Genomic DNA, 13,913 nt, shown 5'->3' with positions numbered 1-13,913 from the left:
ATGCACAGGCGTATTACTTGTGCATTTTGCATGTTATTCCATCCGGTTACGGAATTCGATCCGTTTTGACCGATTTCCGCAGCACAAAAAACCGCACGCGCCGGAACAGGCGTGTACGGGAAATGAGGACGCTGCCGTTCTGCAAGACTGGTCGCTCCGGCCGCAATGCCGCAAAAGCAGGCACAGCATAGCATAGCAGGCACAGCAGAAAAAGCGGGCAGGTCATTCTGACCTGCCCGCTTCAGACTGCCAAAAAAGCCTGCCTGGCCGCAAGTCTCGGAGGGAAGGAAAGTGTGAAAGGAAACCGTCAGGGTTTCCTTTCGCGTTAAATAACCCGCCGCAGCGGCAGAATTGCAAAATCATGCTACAAAAATCCATTTTGCAATTCTGAAAGCAGCTTGTCAAAAAAGCCCAAAGGGACTTTTTTGACAAGCTGAAGCGGGCAGGTCATTCTGACCTGCCCGCTTTTTTCCGGAGCTTTGCCCCTCCGCTCAGGCAACGCCGAAGCAGGTGAACATAATAACAAGATAAGCGATATACAGCGCCCCTGCGAGGATGCCCATCCAGCGCTTGAACCTGCCGCAGGCCAGCGCCGGGATCATCACGGCCGCGCTGATGATGAGGCAGGCCGGGATGTCGAGCAGCATACCCTGCCGCTCGATGGGCTGCGGGCGGCCCTGCAGCAGGGCGCACAGCGGCATGATGAGCGTCAGATCGAGGATGTTCGCGCCGATGATATTGCCGACAGAGAGCGAGGCCTGCTTTTTGCGGATGGAAATGATGGTCGTGACGAGCTCCGGCAGCGAGGTGCCGATGGCGATCATCGTGGCGGCGATAACGGCATCCGGCACGCCGATGCGGCGAGCCAGCTCCGAGCCGTTGTCGATGAGCAGCTGCGCGCCAAGCACGATGGCGGCCGCGCCGAGCACGAATTTGCCGATGTTCCACGCGACGGTCCTTCCGTCCTTCTTCGGCTTTTCCGCGGGCTGCTCAGCCCCCTGCTCGCGCCGCCCGGCCAGCAGACTCTCGGCCATGTAGAAGACGAATACGGCCAGAATGGCCGCGCTCTCCCACAGGGAGAGACTGCCGTCGCGCGTGAAGACGAACAGCAGGCCGATGGCGGCCAGCAGCAGACAGGCCTTCCCGGCATATTGCCTGCGCGTCATGGCGCACTGCATACACACGAGGGAGATACACAGGATGAGGCCGGTGTTGGCCGTGACGGAGCCGACGGCGTTGCCCACGGCGATGTCCGCGTTTCCCTCGAAGGCGGAGAACAGTGACACAAGCAGCTCCGGCATGGTCGTAGCGAAGCTGACGACCGTCGCGCCGATGATAAACTTCGGGATGCCGGTTGACTCGGCGATCCATGTTGCCGCGTCGACGAACAGGTCGCCGCCCTTCATGATACAGAACAGGCCTGCACCGAACAGGACGAGCACAAAAAACAGATTGCTTCCGGTTAGATCCAGCGGCATGGACGATTCCTCCAATGATTGCTTCTGCCGAGGCCCGCAGGCGATCGGTTCGAAGATTCTGCAAACGTAAAAGAAAACCGTTGTCAAGTGACAACGGTTTTCGATTCTGGAGCGGGTGACGAGGCTCGAACTCGCTACCTCCACCTTGGCAAGGTGGCGCTCTACCAGATGAGCTACACCCGCATTTGCAGGAATTATTATAGCGGGATCAGCTCGATTTGTCAAGTCTTTTTTGCAAAAGGTCGAAATTTTTTACGCTATGGCTCCGTCGGCTCCTCCGGCTCCGGCGCAGGATTGGAGGGATAGGCCTCCGCGTCCCAGTCATAGCCTTCGTTCCGCAGCGCGGCGGGATCGAGCAGGTCGAGGGAATCGCCGCCCTGCTCCACGGAACGCATCAGGTCGACAGCATACCACGTTTCCTCGAGCTGCAGCAGGTTCCACCAGTGCGTCTCGCCGCCGCGCGTGCCGCTGACCAGACGGCACGCCAGCCCGGCACGGGTGCACTCGGCATAGAACACCGAGGCAAACGACAGGCTGTGAGCCCGCCCGCTGCTCAGCAGATCATAGGCAGGCATGTCCGGCGTCTCCTCCGCAGTCGTATAGGTAAAGCGGGTCAGCAGGAAGCGGGCCAACAGCTCTGCGCAGCGCCGGGGCGTCGTGCCGCTCTCCACATAGGCAGCGGCAGAGTCCAGAATGGTGTTCACCGCGGCCTGCATGCTGCGCAGCGTGTCGCGCGGCTGGCTGTAGGTAAAATGCAGCTCCAGAATGCGCGTCTCGCCCGTCTCCGGGTAGACGGCCGCCAAGACCTCCGGCAGGGCCATGGCGCTGTCCGGATGCTCGAGGCAGTAGGTGCGGATGTAGCCGGAGAAGTCCGCATCCTCATAGCTGCGGATGCGCAGCGTCAGCGCCGCGTCAAAATTAGCCAGCGCCTGCCGGATCTTCGCATGCGCGCCGTTGACGCCGCTCACGGTCACGATAGCATCGATCTCCGCCGCAGAGCGGCGGAACACGATGCTGACCTCGACGGTGCCGGTCTGCGCGTCGCCGCGCAGCTCCGCATCGGCATAGTCCACGGCGTAGGCACCGATGGGGTCCTCCTGCGTGATGTAGCGCACGGTCTCCGTCAGGTCGGCGGTGAGATCGCCGCTGTAGCCCGAGATGCGGATCTCGCCCTGCTCCGTCCAGTTGCGGACGAACGAGAGCATCGCGCCGCGCAGCTCGCTGCGGTTGCCGGCCGTGGGCGGCTCCTCCTGCTGCGGGGTCTCCGTTGCAGGTATGCTCGGCTCAACGTGGGTGCGGACGGAGAGATAGCTGTCGTCCGCGCCGCAGGCGGACAGCCCGGCCAGCAGGCCGAGCAGCAGCAGACAGGCAATGAAATTCCGCACGGCGGCGTCCTCCTTTTGGGCTTTTCGGCAGCACCGCACAATTCAGTGAGAGCATATCCGGCGAAGGCCGAAGCTGCAATTGTGCGGCGTTTCCTTACAATTCATTTCGGTCGTAGCGCTTGAAGCCGTCGCCCAGCACCTGATGGGCATCCTGCAGGATGATGAAGGCGTCCGGGTCGATGTCCATGACCAGCTCCTTCAGCTCCGCGAGCTGCTTGCGCTTCACGGCGCTGAGCAGGACCATCTTGTCCTGCCGCTTATAATAGCCCTGCCCCTTGAGCAGGGTCACGCCGCGGTCGAGCTGGCTGTCGATGGCCGTGGCGATGGCCTCATACTTCTCCGTGATGATGAGCGCGACCTTGGAATAATCCATGCCGTAGACGACGCGGTCGAGCGCCATGGAGGAGACGACCATGGCAATGACGCTGTAGAGCGTGTTGTTGAAGTCGCGGTAGACCACGCCCGTGATGACAGCAATGGTCAGGTCCATGCAGAGGATGATCTTGCCGATGGGGAAATTGCGGAATTTCAGCTTCATCAGGCGCGCGACGATGTCGACGCCGCCCGTCGAGGCGTTGCCCAGGAACACGAGGCCGAGGCTCACGCCCATGAACACGCCGCCGAACAGGGCCGCCACGAGCGGCTCGACGGCCGGGACCGGCAGGATGCGGGCGAACAGGTCAAGGAAAACGGACGTCAGCACCGTGCTGTAGAGCGAGCCAAAGAAGAAATGCCGTCCGATCTTTTTCAGGCCGCAGAGGAACAGCGGGATGTTGATCATGGCGTTTAGAATGCCGACCGTCAGGAATTTCGGGTGAGCGGCATAGACGATGATCATGGCGATGCCGGAGACGCCGCCGCTGCTGATGCCGCCCGGCTCCAGAAACAGGTCAAAATTCAGCGCGTAGAGGAGACTGCCTAAGGTGATAAACAGGATATTGCGAAATAACTCGGTTTTCTGCTGGTTCAGGGCCTTCATGCGATGTTCCTCCTTCTTTCTTTTGCGCCGGACGACCCGGCCGGGAATGCTGTTTTCAGGAAACTCTGAATCAATCATCTGCGGCGGATGCCGGAGCTTTTTCGTCAATCCATCGGTATGGAAAGTTTGTGGTACACAAAGTACAACTGCACTTTCCATACCTCGCCTTGCCAAAAAATCTCTCGCCATCCACTCTTGCTGATTTATTCAGAGCTTCCTTTGCTGATTATTCAGAATTTCCTTAGAGCTCTTCGAGGGAGAGCTGCTTTTCGGCGGCATCCTCCTCGCGGAGCAGCGCGCCCGCTGCGGGGAGCGTGCGGGTGCGGTAGCGCGACTCGTTCACAATGCCGCTTTCGGCAAGCGGGCAGGCGCGGGCCAGCTCTGCCTTGCGCCGGAGCGTGAGAACGGCGACGCCGAGCGTCGTGCGCGTTGTCTTCGGGGCCAGCTGGGCCGTCTGCAGAATGAGGGCGCGTCCCTCGGTGGAGTACAGCACGAGCTGCACATCCTCCTGCAGCAGGAAAATGCCGCGCAGCTCACTGCGGTCACTGTAGGCGCCGGTCAGCTTGCGGCGGTTGGACTTCGTCTGATAGGCGGAAAGCTCCACGCGCGCCGCCTTACCGTTGGCGAACAGGAAGAGCATGCTGCCGCTGTAATCGCCGGGCAGGCAGACAGCCGCAACGCTCTCGCCCTCGTCGAAGCCGAGCTTCGTGGGCAGATAGTCGCCGAGCAGCGAGGCCTTGCCGTCGTCAAAATCGGCGCAGCGCGCCTTATAGACCTGGCAGCGGTCCGAGAAGACGAGCAGCTCCGCCGCATTCGTCGTCTCGCACGAGAAGCGCAGGCCGTCTCCCTCCTTAAAGCGCTGCTCGCCGGACATGCGCAGCGACTGCGGCGTGATCTTCTTGAAATAGCCCTCGCGGGAAACGAAGATCGTCACGGGATAATCGGGCGTCTCCTCCTCCGGCTCCGGGTCGAGCTCCGCCGCGTCCTCCACGATGACGGTGCGGCGGTCCGTGCCGTATTTTGCGGCAACGGCGTCCAGCTCCTGCACGATGAGGCGGCGGATGCGCTTTTCGCTGCCGAGCGTCTTTTCCAGCTCGGCGATCTCGGCGGCCAGCGCGTCGACCTCCTGCGTTCGGCGCAGAATGTATTCTTTGTTGATGTTGCGCAGCTTGATCTCCGCCACGAACTCCGCCTGCACCTCGTCGATGCCGAAGCCGATCATCAGGTTCGGCACGACCTCCGCCTCGGACTCCGTCTCGCGGATAATGCGGATGGCCTTGTCGATGTCCAGCAAAATCTGGCGCAGGCCCTGCAGCAGGTGGAGCTTTTCGCTCTTTTTGCGCTTCTGGAAGAACAGGCGGCGGCGGACGCACTCCGTGCGCCAGGCCGTCCACTCCTCGATGATCTCGCGTACGCCCATCACGCGCGGCATGCCCGCGATGAGAATGTTGAAATTACAGGCGAAGCTGTCCTGCAGCGGCGTTGAGCGGAAGAGCTTCTGCATGAGCTTATCCGGCTCGACGCCGCGCTTGAGGTCGATCGTGAGCTTCAGGCCGGACAGGTCGGTCTCGTCGCGCATGTCGGAGATCTCGCGGATTTTGCCCGCCTTGATGAGCTCGGAGACCTTGTCGATGATGGCCTCCGTCGTCGTGGTATAGGGGATCTCATAAATTTCAATGAGATTTCCCTCCTTCAGGTAGCGCCAACGGGCGCGCAGGCGGACGCTGCCACGGCCTGTGCGGTAGATTTCCGCCATTTCCGCCGCGTCATACAGCAGCTCGCCGCCCGTGGAGAAGTCCGGCGCGGGCATGACCGAGAGCAGGTCGCATTCCGGATTCTCGATCCACGCGGCCGTGGCCTTGCAGACCTCGCGGAGGTTGAAGCCGCAGATGTTGCTGGCCATGCCGACGGCGATGCCCATATTGGCCGAGACGAGGACGTTGGGATACGTCGTCGGCAGCAAAGCAGGCTCGAGCATGGTATTGTCGTAGTTATCCACAAAATCGACGGTCTCGCTGTCGATATCGCGGAACAGCTCGGCGCAGATGGGGTCAAGCTTCGCCTCGGTATAGCGCGAGGCGGCGTAGGCCATATCGCGGGAATAGACCTTGCCGAAGTTGCCCTTCGAGTCGATGAACGGGGTGAGCAGGGCCTCGTTGCCGCGCGCCAAACGGACCATGGTCTCGTAGATGGCGGCGTCGCCGTGCGGGTTCAGGCGCATGGTCTGTCCGACGATGTTGGCGGATTTTGTCCGCCCGCCGTTCAGCAGGCCCATTTTGTACATCGTGTACAGCAGCTTCCGGTGTGACGGCTTGAAGCCGTCGATCTCCGGGATGGCGCGCGAGACGATGACGCTCATCGCATAGGGCATATAGTTCCCGGTCAGCGTGTCGGTGATGGGCTGCTCGAGCACCTCGGCCCGCAGGCCCTCGACATGCGCCGTGTCAATATTCTTTTTGAGCTCGGGTTCCTTCTTTTTTCTTGCCATAAACCGATCCCTTTACAGTTTATTTTGTTCGTGAATGGAGATTTCGTTGCGGGCAGTTTCGCATATCAATGTAGGGGCGGGGACAGCCACGCCCGTCCGCGAGGCGGCAAAAACAGCACCAATTTGATAGGATGCACCGTTGTTCCCGCTGCACCCGCCTGATGTGTCATTGCGAGGAGCAAAGCGACGCGGCAATCTCGGGAAGGCACTGGCATCCAACACCAGCCACAATGAAAACGGTATGCACCGATTGCGTCTGTAGCGGCGGTCAGCGACCGCCTTTGGCAGTTACAGGTTTCTGCGCACCTTCGCCGACCGTACAATGCCCCCAGATTTGTCATTGCGAGGCCCCAACGGGGCCGTGGCAATCTCGGGAAGGCAGCTGCGTTTTCGCCGCAGCCTACCAGTTATCCACCATTGTACTGCGAGATTCCCACGTCGCTTCGCTCCTCGGAATGACACGTCAGGGGAGCGTGAGGTGCACCAGCGCCCTTACGCGGTTAAATAGGCCTGTACATGGCGGTCACTGACCGCCGCTACAGACGCAATTGGTTTGTGCGTTTTTATCGATACCCAATACGAATCGTCGGTGCACCGCCGGGTGGGGACAGCCCGGCCCCTACAACGCACATCCGGCAGCCTCGTTAAATTTTACACTACGAAATATCAGCCATTTCCAGATACTGACTGCCGTTTTCGGCGATATATTCCTTTCTTCCGGCGAGATTATCGCCGAGGAGGAGGTCAAAATAGAACGCCGTTTTCTCCGCGTCCTCCGGCATGACCTTGATGAGGCGGCGCGTTTCGGGGTTCATCGTCGTGAGCCACATCATCTCCGGCTCGTTCTCGCCGAGGCCCTTCGAGCGCGCGACGGAAATCTTCTTTCCCTCGAGCTGCTTCAGGATATCAGCCTTCTCCGTCTCGTTATAGGCGAACCACGTTTTGTCCTTGCAGGTGATCTCGAACAGCGGTGTCTCCGCGATATAGACATAGCCCTCGCGGATGAGCGTGGGCACGAGGCGGTAAAGCATCGTGAGCACGAGCGTGCGGATCTGGAAGCCGTCGTAATCGGCATCGGTGCAGATGACGATCTTGTTCCAGCGCAGGCTGCCGAGGTCGAAGGCCGTCAAGTCCTTGACGTGCTTGTCGCGCACCTCGACGCCGCAGCCCATGACGCGCAGCAGGTCCGTGATGATCTCGCTCTTGAAAATGCGGGCATAATCCGCCTTCAGGCAGTTGAGAATTTTGCCGCGGATGGGCATGATGCCCTGAAACTCCGCGTCGCGTGAGAGCTTGACAGAGCCCATGGCGGAATCGCCCTCGACGATATACAGCTCACGGCGGCTGGCGTCGCGGCTGCGGCAGTCGACGAATTTCTGCACGCGGTTGGCGATGTCGAGATTGCCGGAGAGCTTCTTTTTGACCGTGATGCGGGCGCGCTCAGCCGTCTCGCGGCTGCGCTTGTTGATGAGCACCTGCTCGGCGATACGGTCGGCCTCCTGCTTGTTCTCGAGGAAATAGACCTGCAGGCGGCTGCGGAAGAACTCCGTCATGGCCTCCTGAATGAAGCGGTTGTTGATGGACTTTTTCGTCTGGTTCTCATAGGACGTCTGCGTGGAGAAGCAGTTCGTCACAAGCACGAGGCAGTCCGCCACGTCCTGGAATGTGATCTTCGATTCGTTTTTCGCATATTTGCCGTTCTGCTTGAGATAGGCGTCGATGGCGGAGACGAACCCGCTGCGCGCGGCCTTGTCCGGCGCGCCGCCGTGCTCGAGCCACGAGGAGTTGTGATAGTATTCCAGACGGCTCAGATTGCGCGAGAAGCACAGCGCCGCCGTGATCTTTACCTTATATTCCGGCTTGTCCGCGCGGTCGCGGCCGCGGCGCTCCGTCTCCCAGTACTGCGGCATGGTGAAGGCGTTGCCGTCCGTCAGCTCCGTGATGTAGTCGAGGATGCCGTGCTCATAGCAGAACTCCGTCGTCTCGAACTTGCTGCCGGCCTGATTGCGGAAGCGGAACGTCACGCCCGCGTTGACGACGGCCTGCCGCTTGAGCGTGTCAAGATAATACTCCACGGGGATGTCGATGTCCGTGAAGACCTCGAGGTCCGGCTTCCAGTGGAACAGTGAGCCGGTCTTTTTGCGGTCGGCGGGCTTTTTCTCCATCTGGCCGTCGATCTCGCCCTTTTTGAAGTGCAGGTGATATTCGAAGCCGTCTCGGAAGACCCGCGCGTTGAAATACTCCGAGGCATACTGCGTGGCGCAGGTGCCGAGGCCGTTCAGGCCGAGGCTGTATTCATAATTTTCGCTGGCATTATTGTTGTATTTGCCGCCCGCGTACATCTCGCAGAAGACCAGCTCCCAGTTGTAGCGCTGCTCCTTCTCGTTCCAGTCCACGGGGCAGCCGCGGCCGAAGTCCTCGACCTCGATGCTGCGGTCGGCGTAGCGCGTGACGATGATGAGCTTGCCATAGCCCTCGCGCGCCTCGTCAATGGCGTTCGACAGGATTTCAAACACGGCGTGTTCGCAGCCGTCCAGCCCGTCGGAGCCAAAAATGACCGCGGGGCGCTTGCGAACGCGCTCCGCGCCTTTGAGCGTGGTAATGCTCTCGTTGCCGTATGCTTGCTTTTTGGCCATAATGTCCCTCGCTCTGCATGGTTTCATGATCGTGATAATAAATATAGTATATCCCGGCGGCTGCAAAATGTCAAGAAATCTGCGAAGGGCCGGACTCGCGGAATTTATTATGGATATCATTCCTGTAGCGGCGCTCTACCGGCCGCACACGCCCAAAATTTGATTTTGCAATTCTGAAAGCAGCTTGGCGAAAAAGGCCCGAAGGGACTTTTTTGACAAACTGGGGCCCGGCTGTCCGCTCCCCTGCAATTACAATGTTCCGCGAAAAAACGCCTTGTATTTTCCCCGCATTTCCGGTACAATAGGAAAAAATCAAGTCATACGTTATAAAGATAGAGAGGTCGATTTCCATGAAACACAATCGCGGCGGGTTCCTGGTCGCCGTTCTGCTGCTGGTCATCGCAGTCGCCGTAGCCGGTATCGTCTATTACGTCCTGCGTATCACGCAGACAGGCCCGGCCACGGCCACCGGCGGCGTGGAGCCGACGGAGCCTTCCTCCTCCGCCGCGCCGACCGACGCTCCGGAGACGGACGCGCCGACCGAAACGGAGGCCCCGACGGAGACCACTTCGCCCGAGGAGCTGGCCGCGCAGGAGATTCTGGACGGCATGACCCTCGACGAGAAGCTCTGCCAGCTCTTCGTCGTCACGCCGGACGCACTGACGGGCCTCTCCCCCGCCACGGCGGCAGGGGACGCCACGCGCGAGGCGCTGGAACGCACGCCCGTCGGCGGGCTGGTGTATTTCGCGCAGAACATCGTATCGGCAGAGCAGGTCACGCAGATGCTGCAGACCACGCAGAGCTACAGCAAGATCCCGCTGCTGCTGGGCGTGGATGAGGAGGGCGGGCGCGTGTCGCGCCTGAGCGGTGTCGGCCTGACGGATGTACTGGACCCGATGGCGACCTACGGCGCGGCCGGAGACACGGCCGCCGTTGAGGCCATGGGCAAGAAGCTGGGCGGTCAGGTGAAGGGGGCAGGCTTCAACGTGGACTTTGCACCGGTGGCAGACATCGTGACGAATCCGAACAACACGGAGATCGGCGACCGCTCGTTCAGCAGCGACCCCGCCGTCGCCTCCGATATGGTCGCCGCCATGACGCGCGGCCTGCAGGAGGGCGGCGTGCTGGCCTGCCTGAAGCACTTCCCCGGCCACGGCAGCACGGAGGCGGACTCCCATCTCGGCACGTCCGTCACGGACCGCACGCTGGACGAGCTGCGCGAGGCGGAGCTGCTGCCCTTCCGCGCCGGGATCGAGGCGGGCGCGGGCATGATCATGGTCTCGCATATGTCCGCCCCGGCCGTCACGGGCGACAACACGCCCTGCGGCCTCTCCCCCGTCATTGTGACGGACCTGCTGCGCACGGAGCTGGGCTATGACGGCGTCGTCATCACGGACGCGCACAATATGGGCGCCATCACGGCGAACTACACACCCGGCGAGGCAGCCCTGCTGGCCATCGAGGCCGGCTGCGACCTCATTCTGATGCCGGACGACCTCGACGCCGCCCTGCAGGCTCTGCGCGATGCCGCCGCAGACGGTACGCTGACTGAGGCCCGCATCGACGAGAGCGTCCTGCGCATCCTGACGCTGAAGGCAAAGGCAGGACTGCTGGGATAATATTGCAGAAACCGGGACAGCGCGCGCGGCAAGTGGATAATGGAAAATGGATAGTTTTGCTAGGCCGCCAGCTGTGCGTTGTAGGGGAGGGGCACGCCCCTCCCGGCGCAATGCTGCCGATCCGAACAGGCTATCGCCAAAACGGCACCGGCCCCCGAATTGTCATTGCGAGGGCGCTTTGCGCCCGTGGCAATCTCGGGAAGGCACTGCCGTTTTGCACCATGTATCGCCGACCGCACACACCTTGTAGGGGGCGGCGTCCTCGACGCCACGCCGCGTAAAGTTACCGTATTCGCCGGAACTTGCCTGTTATCCAATATGGTCCTGCGAGATTGCCGCGTCGCTTCGCTCCTCGCAATGACACATCAGGATGGCGTTGTGGTGCACCAGTGCCCTTGCGCGGTTGAATTATCCTATACGAGGCGCTCAACCCCCATAAAGGGGACGCCGCATCCGTAAGGCGGCAAAGCCGCCAACGGCTGCGCAGTGAGCGCCGCTACAGACGTAATCGGTGCATACCATTTTAACGGCGGCCTGTACAAACTGCGAGTGCCTTCCCGAGATTGCACCCCAAGGGCACTTCCTCGCGCTTCGCGCTCAGGGCGCCACGGCCCCGTTGGGGCCTCGCAATGACAAATCCAGAGGCCTTGCGCCGCCGGATCACAAAAAATGCGCCGCGGATGCGGCGCTGCCCAGATCAGAACGTCATGGGGCGCTGCGGCCGCAGCGCCCCGCCCCATGGGGGTATCTTTCGTACCGTCCGCGGCAGTTTTACGCCGCGCGGCGCACTTGACACAGGCTATGGATTCCACTTTCTCTTCGAATTGGCCGTTCGAAGTGCATTGGCCCGATGCCGGAAAATGTTCCAGGACTGTGTCCGCTTTCAGTATGCCCCGGCGCGGCAGAACAATGCACGCCGCGTTGGTTCATTTTTTCGCATTTCAGGAGGAATTTTCCATGACGCAGGTTTTATCCGTTGCACTTTCCGTCGCCGCAGTGTTTCTGCTCGTGCGGCTGCTGTCCACGCCGCTGCGCTGGTTCTGGAAGCTGTGCATCAACACGCTCTGCGGCGCGGTCCTGCTCGGCCTTGTCAATTTACTCGCGCCCCTGACGGGGCTCTATATCGCCGTCACCGCGCCCGCGGCCTGCATCGTCGGCTTTTTCGGCCTGCCCGGCTTTGCAGCCGTCGTGCTGATGCAGCTGTTTCTGTGAGCCGCGCGGGTGCGGCGTCACGCCCCACTGCGGCAGCGGCAGGCGCTGCATCGCGCCGAATACACGCGTTTTGAGGTCGGGGTACGTCTTCGACAGCACGGCGACGAGCTCCTTGATCTCCTGCCGCTTCGTGTGCTTGTCGGCCGGGCACGGATTGTGCACGACGGGCAGGTCGTGCTCCGCCGCGAACGTGCGCACCATGCCCTCCGTCAGATAGAGCATGGGCCGGATCTGCGTCACGCCGGTCCGGTCGAGGTACGTCACCGGCTCGAAGCAGCTGATCCGTCCCTCGAACAGCAGGCTCATCAGGAACGTCTCGACGGCGTCGTCATAGTGGTGGCCGAGCGCCACCTTGGAATAGCCCTGCTCCAGCAGCGCCTGATTCAGCGCCCCGCGGCGCATCTTGGCGCACAGCGAGCAGGGATTATTTTCCTTCCGGTGCTCGAAGATGATCGGCCCGATCTCCGTCTCCACGCGGGAATACGGCACGCCGAGGCGCTCACACAGGCGTGCGACCGGCGAGAAATCCATGCCGCCGAGGCCCATGTCGATCGTGATGGCCGTGAGGTCATAGGAATAGGGCACATATTCCCGCAGCGCCGCCAGCAGCGTCAGCAGCGTCAGCGAATCCTTGCCGCCGGACACGCCGACGGCGATGCGGTCGCCCGGCTCGATCATCCGGTAATCCTCGATGCAGCGGCGCACGAGCCCCATCATTCTTTGCATGCGAATTCCTCCGTTTTTTCGAAAAAATGCCCCTTGAGCATTTGCGAGTATCCGGGAGAAAAACAGAGCATCCGAGAGTTCTTCCGGAGAAAAATGAAATTTCCGAATTTTGTGCTTGACAGCCGGTTTTTCCTGTGGTATAAAGAATAGGCTGTGCACGGGAATATTGTACGCGTGCAGCCCGGTTTTGTCAAAATATTTATTTTCAATATACGGAGGAACTCACTCATGTCCACGACACTGGTCAGAAAAGAGGACGTTCAGCGCAAGTGGTACGTCCTGGACGCAGCGGACAAGCCCCTGGGCCGTACCGCCGTCATCGCCGCCAACCTGCTGCGCGGCAAGCTGAAGCCCGATTTCACCCCGAACGTTGACTGCGGCGACTACGTCATCATCGTCAACGTCGAGAAGGCTGTTCTCACCGGCCGCAAGCTGGAGGAGAAGTATTATCGCCGTCATTCCGGCTGGATCGGCGGTCTGAAGGAAACGAAGTACAAGACCCTCATGGCCGAGCGTCCCGAGTTCGCCATGGAGCTGGCCGTCAAGGGCATGCTCCCGAAGAACACCATCGGCAGAACTGCCATTACTCGTCTGAAGCTGTTCAAGGGTCCGGAGCACATCCATGCTGCCCAGAAGCCCGAAGCCTGGACGCAGGACTAATCAGGAGGTAAAAGACGATGTACGAGAGCAAGAAACAGTATCATTACGGCACCGGCCGCCGCAAGTCCTCTATCGCCCGTGTCCGCGTTTATGAGAACGGCACCGGTTCCATTATCATCAACGGCCGCGAGATCGACGACTACTTCGGTCTCGACACCCTGAAGCTGATCGTCCGTCAGCCGCTGGTCACCACCGACCTGCTCGGCAAGGTGGATGTGGTCTGCACCGTCCAGGGCGGCGGCGTCACCGGCCAGGCCGGTGCCATCCGTCACGGCATCTCCCGCGCGCTGCTGGGCCTGAACGCCGAGTACCGCGCCGCTCTGAAGGCCGCCGGTTTCCTGACCCGCGACCCGAGAATGAAGGAACGCAAGAAGTACGGTCTCAAGGCCGCTCGTCGCGCGCCTCAGTTCAGCAAGAGATAATCTGCTGTTCAAACCGTATCAAAATGGTTCAAAAACCCCGGAAAATCAAGGTTTTCCGGGGTTTTACTATATCTAAACGGGCTAATATAGTTTGACTAAATTTGGTAAAACGAGAGCCGTTTTTACCCAATTTTCCGTGGTTAAATATAGGACAACCGGCAAAAATGGGGGTAAAAAAAGGGGTTATAATTTCGTATTAGTGGAGAGAAACTTGCTATTATTCGTCATTCCGTATATAATAATTATATACTCTTTGCGAAAGGAAGTTGATATTATGGATTACATTTCTGTGAAAGCCGCTTCTGAAA

At 60.4% G+C, this 13,913-nt stretch carries 10 protein-coding genes, 1 tRNA gene and 1 pseudogene; 5 read left to right on the top strand and 7 right to left on the bottom strand.

What is annotated here, in order from left to right:
* Window positions 1–491: 491 nt before the first annotated feature.
* The 6 genes from ACMKFF_RS04045 to ACMKFF_RS04020 form a co-directional block, all read right to left on the bottom strand.
* Window positions 492–1,478 carry a calcium/sodium antiporter gene (locus ACMKFF_RS04045; RefSeq protein ID WP_419496128.1) on the bottom strand — a complete coding sequence of 329 codons (987 nt, stop codon included), beginning with the start codon at window positions 1,476–1,478 and terminating at the stop codon, window positions 492–494.
* Window positions 1,479–1,585: 107 nt separating this feature from the next.
* Window positions 1,586–1,661: transfer RNA gene (locus ACMKFF_RS04040), tRNA-Gly, on the bottom strand.
* Window positions 1,662–1,735: 74 nt separating this feature from the next.
* The gene (locus ACMKFF_RS04035) at window positions 1,736–2,863 is read right to left on the bottom strand and encodes a transglutaminase-like domain-containing protein (RefSeq protein WP_419496127.1); all 1,128 of its coding nucleotides are present in this window, start codon (window positions 2,861–2,863) and stop codon (window positions 1,736–1,738) included.
* A 94-nt stretch (window positions 2,864–2,957) separates the two neighbouring features.
* The gene (locus tag ACMKFF_RS04030; RefSeq protein WP_417325626.1) at window positions 2,958–3,842 is read right to left on the bottom strand and encodes a YitT family protein; all 885 of its coding nucleotides are present in this window, start codon (window positions 3,840–3,842) and stop codon (window positions 2,958–2,960) included.
* 241 nt (window positions 3,843–4,083) lie between these two features.
* A complete protein-coding gene (locus ACMKFF_RS04025) occupies window positions 4,084–6,330 on the bottom strand; it encodes a DNA gyrase subunit A (protein WP_419496126.1) in 2,247 nt (748 codons plus the stop codon).
* Window positions 6,331–6,986: 656 nt separating this feature from the next.
* Complete coding sequence (locus tag ACMKFF_RS04020) at window positions 6,987–8,966, bottom strand: DNA gyrase/topoisomerase IV subunit B (protein WP_419496125.1); 1,980 nt, start codon at window positions 8,964–8,966, stop codon at window positions 6,987–6,989.
* Between the two features lie 350 nt (window positions 8,967–9,316).
* On the opposite strand from ACMKFF_RS04020, the gene ACMKFF_RS04015 reads away from it, so the two are divergent.
* Both ACMKFF_RS04015 and ACMKFF_RS04010 read left to right on the top strand, forming a co-directional pair.
* Window positions 9,317–10,585, top strand: coding sequence for a glycoside hydrolase family 3 protein (locus tag ACMKFF_RS04015; protein ID WP_419496124.1), 1,269 nt, complete (start codon window positions 9,317–9,319; stop codon window positions 10,583–10,585).
* 957 nt (window positions 10,586–11,542) lie between these two features.
* Window positions 11,543–11,797: a pro-sigmaK processing inhibitor BofA family protein gene (locus ACMKFF_RS04010; protein ID WP_279078047.1), complete on the top strand. Its 255-nt coding sequence runs from the start codon at window positions 11,543–11,545 to the stop codon at window positions 11,795–11,797.
* On the opposite strand, the gene ACMKFF_RS04005 is transcribed toward ACMKFF_RS04010, so the two are convergent.
* On the bottom strand, window positions 11,681–12,523 hold the full coding sequence (locus tag ACMKFF_RS04005; RefSeq protein WP_419496123.1) for a tRNA 2-thiocytidine biosynthesis TtcA family protein: 843 nt from the start codon (window positions 12,521–12,523) through the stop codon (window positions 11,681–11,683). The genes ACMKFF_RS04010 and ACMKFF_RS04005 overlap by 117 nt on opposite strands.
* Before the next feature lie 228 nt (window positions 12,524–12,751).
* On the opposite strand from ACMKFF_RS04005, the gene rplM reads away from it, so the two are divergent.
* From rplM to ACMKFF_RS03990, 3 genes and pseudogenes are all read left to right on the top strand, one after another.
* Entirely contained in the window at window positions 12,752–13,183 is a 432-nt protein-coding gene (gene rplM, locus ACMKFF_RS04000; RefSeq protein WP_367927827.1) for a 50S ribosomal protein L13, read from the top strand.
* Window positions 13,184–13,200: 17 nt separating this feature from the next.
* Window positions 13,201–13,605: a 30S ribosomal protein S9 gene (rpsI, locus tag ACMKFF_RS03995; RefSeq protein ID WP_279078041.1), complete on the top strand. Its 405-nt coding sequence runs from the start codon at window positions 13,201–13,203 to the stop codon at window positions 13,603–13,605.
* Between the two features lie 211 nt (window positions 13,606–13,816).
* Window positions 13,817–13,913, top strand: a pseudogene (locus ACMKFF_RS03990) (DNA-binding protein); the annotation flags it as partial.

The organism is Faecousia sp. (genome assembly GCF_048519415.1).
Lineage (GTDB): Bacteria > Bacillota > Clostridia > Oscillospirales > Oscillospiraceae > JAZOXB01.
Note: the sequence above shows the minus strand (reverse complement) of the source record. Positions and strands in the feature narration are given on the sequence as shown.

Excerpts from the sequence above, each read along its gene's own strand:
- ACMKFF_RS04020 (WP_419496125.1), bottom strand. The coding sequence starts at position 8,966 with ATGGCCAAAAAGCAAGCATACGGCAACGAGAGCATTACCACGCTCAAA.
- ACMKFF_RS04025 (WP_419496126.1), bottom strand. The coding sequence starts at position 6,330 with ATGGCAAGAAAAAAGAAGGAACCCGAGCTCAAAAAGAATATTGACACG.
- rpsI (WP_279078041.1), top strand. The coding sequence starts at position 13,201 with ATGTACGAGAGCAAGAAACAGTATCATTACGGCACCGGCCGCCGCAAG.
- ACMKFF_RS04030 (WP_417325626.1), bottom strand. The coding sequence starts at position 3,842 with ATGAAGGCCCTGAACCAGCAGAAAACCGAGTTATTTCGCAATATCCTG.
- ACMKFF_RS04010 (WP_279078047.1), top strand. The coding sequence starts at position 11,543 with ATGACGCAGGTTTTATCCGTTGCACTTTCCGTCGCCGCAGTGTTTCTG.
- ACMKFF_RS04005 (WP_419496123.1), bottom strand. The coding sequence starts at position 12,523 with ATGCAAAGAATGATGGGGCTCGTGCGCCGCTGCATCGAGGATTACCGG.
- rplM (WP_367927827.1), top strand. The coding sequence starts at position 12,752 with ATGTCCACGACACTGGTCAGAAAAGAGGACGTTCAGCGCAAGTGGTAC.
- ACMKFF_RS04015 (WP_419496124.1), top strand. The coding sequence starts at position 9,317 with ATGAAACACAATCGCGGCGGGTTCCTGGTCGCCGTTCTGCTGCTGGTC.
- ACMKFF_RS04045 (WP_419496128.1), bottom strand. The coding sequence starts at position 1,478 with ATGCCGCTGGATCTAACCGGAAGCAATCTGTTTTTTGTGCTCGTCCTG.